The sequence below is a fragment of the Lachnoclostridium sp. An181 genome (assembly GCF_002160325.1).
Taxonomy (GTDB): domain Bacteria; phylum Bacillota; class Clostridia; order Lachnospirales; family Lachnospiraceae; genus An181.
Genome location: NZ_NFKJ01000020.1, coordinates 24,798 through 30,797, shown reverse-complemented (window position 1 = coordinate 30,797; position 6,000 = coordinate 24,798). Strand labels below are relative to the sequence as shown.

The window sequence follows — 6,000 nt, the reverse complement described above, 5'->3', positions numbered from 1 at the left end:
TCCTAACTTACGCCTTTTTTGAAAAATACGTCGTAGGTCTATTAAGGTTACCCTTTTGTATGAAAATCTTTTTAAAATAACTCTTGACTATTTACCAAATTGCTTTCAGAAACATCTTTCAAGTATAGTATATCGTATTGGAAAAACAAAAGATAGTGGCTGCTTTGCATTTCCCCACGGCAGTAGTTTAACAGGAACCAGAAAAAGCATGTAAAGAGTTTTTGTGTTTTTCTTGACAGGAAAATTAAAATCAGCTACAATATAACAGTGATATATAACGGTGTTATAAAGGAGTGGATTATGACACAAGAACACTTGACTACTTTGGAACGTATTCATCAGGCAGCCAAGTCCGAATTTCTGGAAAAAGGTTTTCAATCTGCTTCTTTGCGGAATATTGTAAAATCAGTTGGAATGACTACAGGAGCATTCTATGGCTATTACAAAAGTAAAGAGGAGTTGTTTGAGGCTCTGGTCGGCGAACATTACTCTTTTCTTCTCAACTGTTTTCAGGATGCACAAGAGAGTTTTGCAAAACTTCCACACGAAAGACAGCCGGAAGTCATGGCAGATATTTCCGGGAAATGTATGTTTGATATGCTCTATTATGCTTATGAGCATCTGGAAGAATGTAAGCTGATTTTGTGCAGTTCAGAGGGAACAAGGTTTTGTCACTTGATCGATGAAATGGTGGAGGTGGAAGTAGCCGGTACTCATGCTTATCAGGAGGTTCTGAACGAGCTGGGGAGACCTTCCCCGAAACTGGATCCAAGGCTGGAGCATATTTTGATCACAGGAATGTTCCACACATTTTTTGAACTGATCATCCACGAGATGCCGCTTGAAGATGCCAAAAATTATGTAAAGGAAATGCGTGCTTTTTATACCGCAGGATGGATGAAAATTATGGGGCAGTGATGCTCTATAATTTTTGACCCTTAGTTAGTCATAACTAATTAGTGAGAAATGTTCGCGCAAAGCTTTATACACGGTGTATCATCAATTCAATGTTTAAGGGGGAATTTTTTTGAAAAAACAATCCAATTTGTCACGTCTGCTTGAGATTGCAGGCAGTCACAAATACCTGACTTATGCCTCATGGGTACTTTCGGCAATCAGTGCTTTGATTGCTCTGGTGCCTTACTATTACATTTGGCAGGTAATGAAAGAAGTGCTGGATACAGCGCCGGATTTTGACCGGGCACAAAATCTGACGCACAATGGTTGGATGGCAGTCCTTTTTGCGGTCATTGCTGTGCTGGTCTATATCACCGGCCTGATGTGTTCCCACATGGGAGCTTTCCGCATTGCCACAAATCTTCGCATTCAGACAATGGAACATATTGTAAAACTTCCTCTTGGTTTTGCAGAGAGCTTTGGCAGTGGAAAACTTCGTAAGATCGTCAATGAATCCAGTGCGGCAACCGAAACTTATCTTGCCCACCAGCTCCCCGACCGTGCCGGGGCAATCGCTACGCCATGCGGCCTTTTGGTATTGTTGTTTGTGTTTGACTGGCGCTTAGGCCTTTTAAGTCTTGTACCAGTACTGCTTGGATTCCTTATTATGATGGCCATGACCGGAAAACGGATGCAGGAACGTATGAAAGAGTATCAAAATGCGCTGGACGATATGTCAAATGAGGCAGTGGAATATGTCCGGGGTATTCCGGTAGTCAAAACTTTTGGGCAGACGATTTTTTCCTTTAAAAAGTTCAAAGGTTCTATTGACCGTTATCAGAAATGGGTGATCGCCTACACAAAAGAACTGCGGACTCCGATGATGCTCTACACAGCAGCGATTAACGGCGTTTTTGCTTTTCTGATCGCAGGCGGCTTGTTGTTTACACAGAACGGGGTGACATCCGAATTTTTGTTGAATGTGATCTTTTACATTATCATCACGCCGATCATCTCGGTAACACTGACAAAGATTATGTTCCAAAGTGAAAACGCTATGATCGTGGATGACGCGTTAAAACGGATCGACAGTGTTCTGGATTTAGAACCGCTGAAAGAAACAACACATCCGCAACACCCAAAGGATGGTTCCGTGGAACTTGACAATGTCCGTTTCAGTTATGACGGAGAGAAGGATGTACTGAAAAATATTTCTCTTTCTATTCCTGCAGGTCAGACCGTGGCTTTTGTCGGACCATCCGGTGGAGGAAAAACTACACTTGCCAATATCATCTCCCGTTTCTTTGACCCTCAAAGAGGTGCAGTGAAAATAGGAGGTGTGGATGTAAGGAATATCGCAAAAGAAGAATTGATGGACACAGTATCCTTCGTGTTCCAAAACAGCCATCTGATCAAAGCATCGATTATGGAAAATGTAAGGATGGGCAACCCGTACGCCACCCGTGAGGAGATCATGCAGGCGCTTAAAAATGCCCAGTGCATGGATATTATTGAAAAACTGCCGAACGGTGTGGATACCATTATCGGTACAAAAGGTGTGTATCTTTCCGGAGGCGAACAGCAAAGAATCGCCATTGCCCGTGCTTTCCTTAAAAATGCACCGGTGATCATTCTGGACGAAGCGACTGCTTTTGCTGATCCGGACAATGAAACAAAAGTACAGGCCGCTTTTTCAAAGCTGTCCAAGGGAAAGACGGTTATTATGATCGCCCACAGGCTTTCTACTGTCACTGGCGTAGATAAAATTTATGTAGTGAAGGACGGTCAGATTGCGGAATGCGGAACCAGCCAGGAGCTTTTGGGGCAAGACGGGCTGTTTAGACGGATGTGGAAAGATTATCAGACTTCCGTACAGTGGAAGGTTTCAAAGGAGGCGCAGATATGATAAAAAAACTGCAAAAAAAATACGCCCTTTCTGAGCAGGGGGCGAAAGATTTGGTCAAAGGCTGCATTGCCTGTGTATTGCAAAACATTTCTTTCATGTTCCCAGTCGGACTTTTATACAGCCTGGTCAGTGACTTAATAAAGGGTGGTGTGGCAGGAAACAGGATCCCCTTTTATGTGATCGGATGTATTGTGTGCGTAGGTCTGATTCTTATTACGACTTATTTCCAGTATAATGCCACCTATTTTGCGACCTATGTGGAAAGCGGCGTGAGACGGATTACGTTGGCGGAGCGGCTACGCAAGATTCCCCTTTCCTTTTTCGGGAAAAAAGACCTTGCTGATCTGACCAGTACCATTATGGCAGACTGTACTTTTTTGGAACAGAGTTTTTCTCATTTCATCCCAGAACTTGCCGGCTCCATTATCTCTACGCTGCTGGTTTCTGTAAGCCTTTTGTTCTTTGACTGGCGTATGGCACTGGCAGCTCTTTGGGTAATGCCGGTATCCTTTGCTATTGTAGGATTTTCTGCAAAGGTGCAGGAACGGCTGAACCAGAAGGCGATGGACACAAAAATGGCGTGTGCTGACGGGATTCAGGAGTGTATTGAAACTGTACGTGACTTGAAAGCAAACAATGCGGAAGAGACCTATCTGAAAGGTTTGGAAAAGAAAATCAGGGCTGTAGAAAAGCGTTCGATTATCAATGAGTTTGGACTGGCAGCGTTTGTCGTATCTGCTTCTCTTGTTCTGAAACTGGGTATTGCCACGGTCGCGCTTGTCGGTTCCATGCTGCTGGTAAAAGGGACCCTGGATATTTTGACCTTCTTTTTGTTCCTCCTGGTCGTATCCAGGTTATACGATCCTTTACAGGGAGCGCTGCAGAACCTTGCGGCTGTGATCAGTACCCGTACGAATATTGCACGTATGAATGAGATTCTCGATCATTCAATCCAGCAGGGAGAAAATAGGCTGACGAATGAGGGGTATGACATCACCTTTGACCATGTAGGATTTGCCTACAATACCGGAGAAACCGTTCTGAAGGATGTCTCCTTTACTGCAAAACAGGGGGAAGTGACTGCACTGGTCGGCCCTTCCGGAGGCGGAAAAACCACTGTTTCGCGTCTGGCATCCCGTTTCTGGGACAGCAACAAAGGCAGGATCACGGTGGGCGGCATGGATATTTCCAAGATTGATCCGGAAACATTACTATCTTTATATTCGATTGTCTTTCAGGATGTAACCTTGTTTGACAACACCATTATGGAAAATATCCGTATTGGCAACAAGGATGCCACTGATGAACAGGTACTAAGGGCAGCGAAACTCGCCAATGTAGATGAGTTTGCAGAGAAACTGCCGGAAAAATGGAATACCAACATCGGAGAAAACGGCTGTGAATTATCCGGCGGAGAACGGCAGCGTATTTCCATTGCCCGCGCTTTTCTTAAAAATGCACCGATCATTTTACTGGATGAAGCCACAGCCTCCCTTGATGTGGAGAATGAGACTCTCATCCAGACTGCGCTTTCCCGATTGATCAAGGACAGAACGGTTCTTGTTATCGCTCACCGAATGCGCACCGTGGCAGGCGCGGATAAGATCGTGGTGCTTTCTGGCGGTGCAGTTGCAGAAGAAGGCGCACCGGATGTATTGATGCAGAAAAAAGGCATCTATGCCCGTATGGTGAAACTTCAGACAGAAAGCCAAAACTGGACACTGGCATAACAAGAGGTATTGTGGATTTTTGTATGTAAGACTATAATTACTCTGTAAAGAATGGATTATAATTCCAAAGAATATATACGGAGGAATCTGATGAAATGAGTGCAGAAAATACAAAAGTCCGGTTGATGACAGAAGGAAGTATTGTACGGCAGATATTTTTCTTTGCCGTGCCGCTGATACTGGGGAATTTGCTGCAGCAGCTTTACAATACTGCCGATTCCATTATTGTAGGAAATTTTGTGGGCAGCAACGCGCTGGCAGCAGTTGGTTCCAGCACAGCACTGATCAACTTACTGATCGCGTTCAGCCAGGGAGCGGCTGTTGGAGCCGGAGTTGTGGTATCCCAGTATCTTGGGGCAAAGGACAAAAAGAATGTCCATGCCGGTGTACATACATCTTTGGCAATCGCATTGATTTTGGGGTTCGTACTGACAATTGGCGGCATCTTTGCGACAGAGCCGCTGCTTATATGGATGCATACGCCCGGTGAAGTATTTGCAGACTCAGCCCTTTATCTTCGAATTTATTTCGGAGGTGTGATATTCAATGTTATCTACAATATGGCGTCGGGTGTTTTAAATGCTGTAGGAAATTCCAAACGGTCTTTGATCTATCTGGGATATGCCTCGGTGACTAATATTGTGCTGGATCTTATTTTTGTTGGATGGTTTCATATGGGGGTTGCCGGCGCCGCCATCGCGACGGATATCAGCCAGCTTGTATCCGGTGTGCTGGCAGTTGCGTATTTGATGCGGGTACAGACGGATTACCGGGTAGAGTTAAAGAAGATCAGAATACAGAAAAAAATGGCTTTTCGGATCATTCAGATCGGACTTCCGGCCGGCATTCAAAATATGGTCATCTCGCTTTCAAATGTATTGGTGCAGTCCAGTGTCAACAGATTTGGGGCAGATGCAATGGCCGGTTTTGGGGCTTATATGAAAATTGACGGGTTCAATATTCTTCCTGTCACAAGTTTCAGCATGGCGATCACTACATTTGTAGGGCAAAATTATGGCGCAGGAAAGATCGACCGGGTGAAGAGGGGAATGTGGGTGACGCTTGCCATGGGATTCCTCTATACAGTGACTACTGGTGTTTTGCTCCTTGTATTCTCAGACCCTCTGATGAGAATGTTCACGGACAATGTCACAGTAATCCGATATGGAGAACTGGCTATGCGTTATTTCTGCCCATTCTATTTTATACTGAGTATTCTGCACGGGCTGGCGGGGACAATCAGAGGAACAGGAAAAACAATCCCTCCGATGGCAGTTTTGCTGATTTCTCTTTGCCTGTTCAGGATCGCGTGGATTCAGTTTGTACTCCCTATGTTTGACACGATCAATGGGGTATTCGTTTTGTATCCGATTTCATGGATGGTTGGAATGATCTTAATGATTCTGTATACATGGAAAGGGAGATGGCTGACAATCTAAATTTATGAATAAACAGGGAACCAAAGCG

4 protein-coding genes are annotated in these 6,000 nt (G+C 44.6%); all 4 read left to right on the top strand.

Features of this window, described 5'->3' with window-relative positions; genetic code table 11:
* The first annotated feature begins 300 nt into the window (after positions 1-300).
* The 4 genes from B5F18_RS10905 (at position 301) to B5F18_RS10890 (ending at position 5,972) form a co-directional block, all read left to right on the top strand.
* Positions 301-918 (top strand): TetR/AcrR family transcriptional regulator, encoded by a 618-nt coding sequence (locus B5F18_RS10905; protein WP_087157692.1) that lies wholly within the window; start codon positions 301-303, stop codon positions 916-918.
* A gap of 109 nt (positions 919-1,027) precedes the next feature.
* Complete coding sequence (locus tag B5F18_RS10900; protein ID WP_087157691.1) at positions 1,028-2,803, top strand: ABC transporter ATP-binding protein; 1,776 nt, start codon at positions 1,028-1,030, stop codon at positions 2,801-2,803.
* The gene (locus tag B5F18_RS10895; protein WP_087157690.1) at positions 2,800-4,533 is read left to right on the top strand and encodes an ABC transporter ATP-binding protein; all 1,734 of its coding nucleotides are present in this window, start codon (positions 2,800-2,802) and stop codon (positions 4,531-4,533) included. Before B5F18_RS10900 ends, B5F18_RS10895 begins: the two co-directional genes overlap by 4 nt.
* Positions 4,534-4,628: 95 nt before the next feature.
* Positions 4,629-5,972 (top strand): MATE family efflux transporter, encoded by a 1,344-nt coding sequence (locus B5F18_RS10890; protein WP_087157689.1) that lies wholly within the window; start codon positions 4,629-4,631, stop codon positions 5,970-5,972.
* The last annotated feature ends 28 nt before the right edge of the window (positions 5,973-6,000 follow it).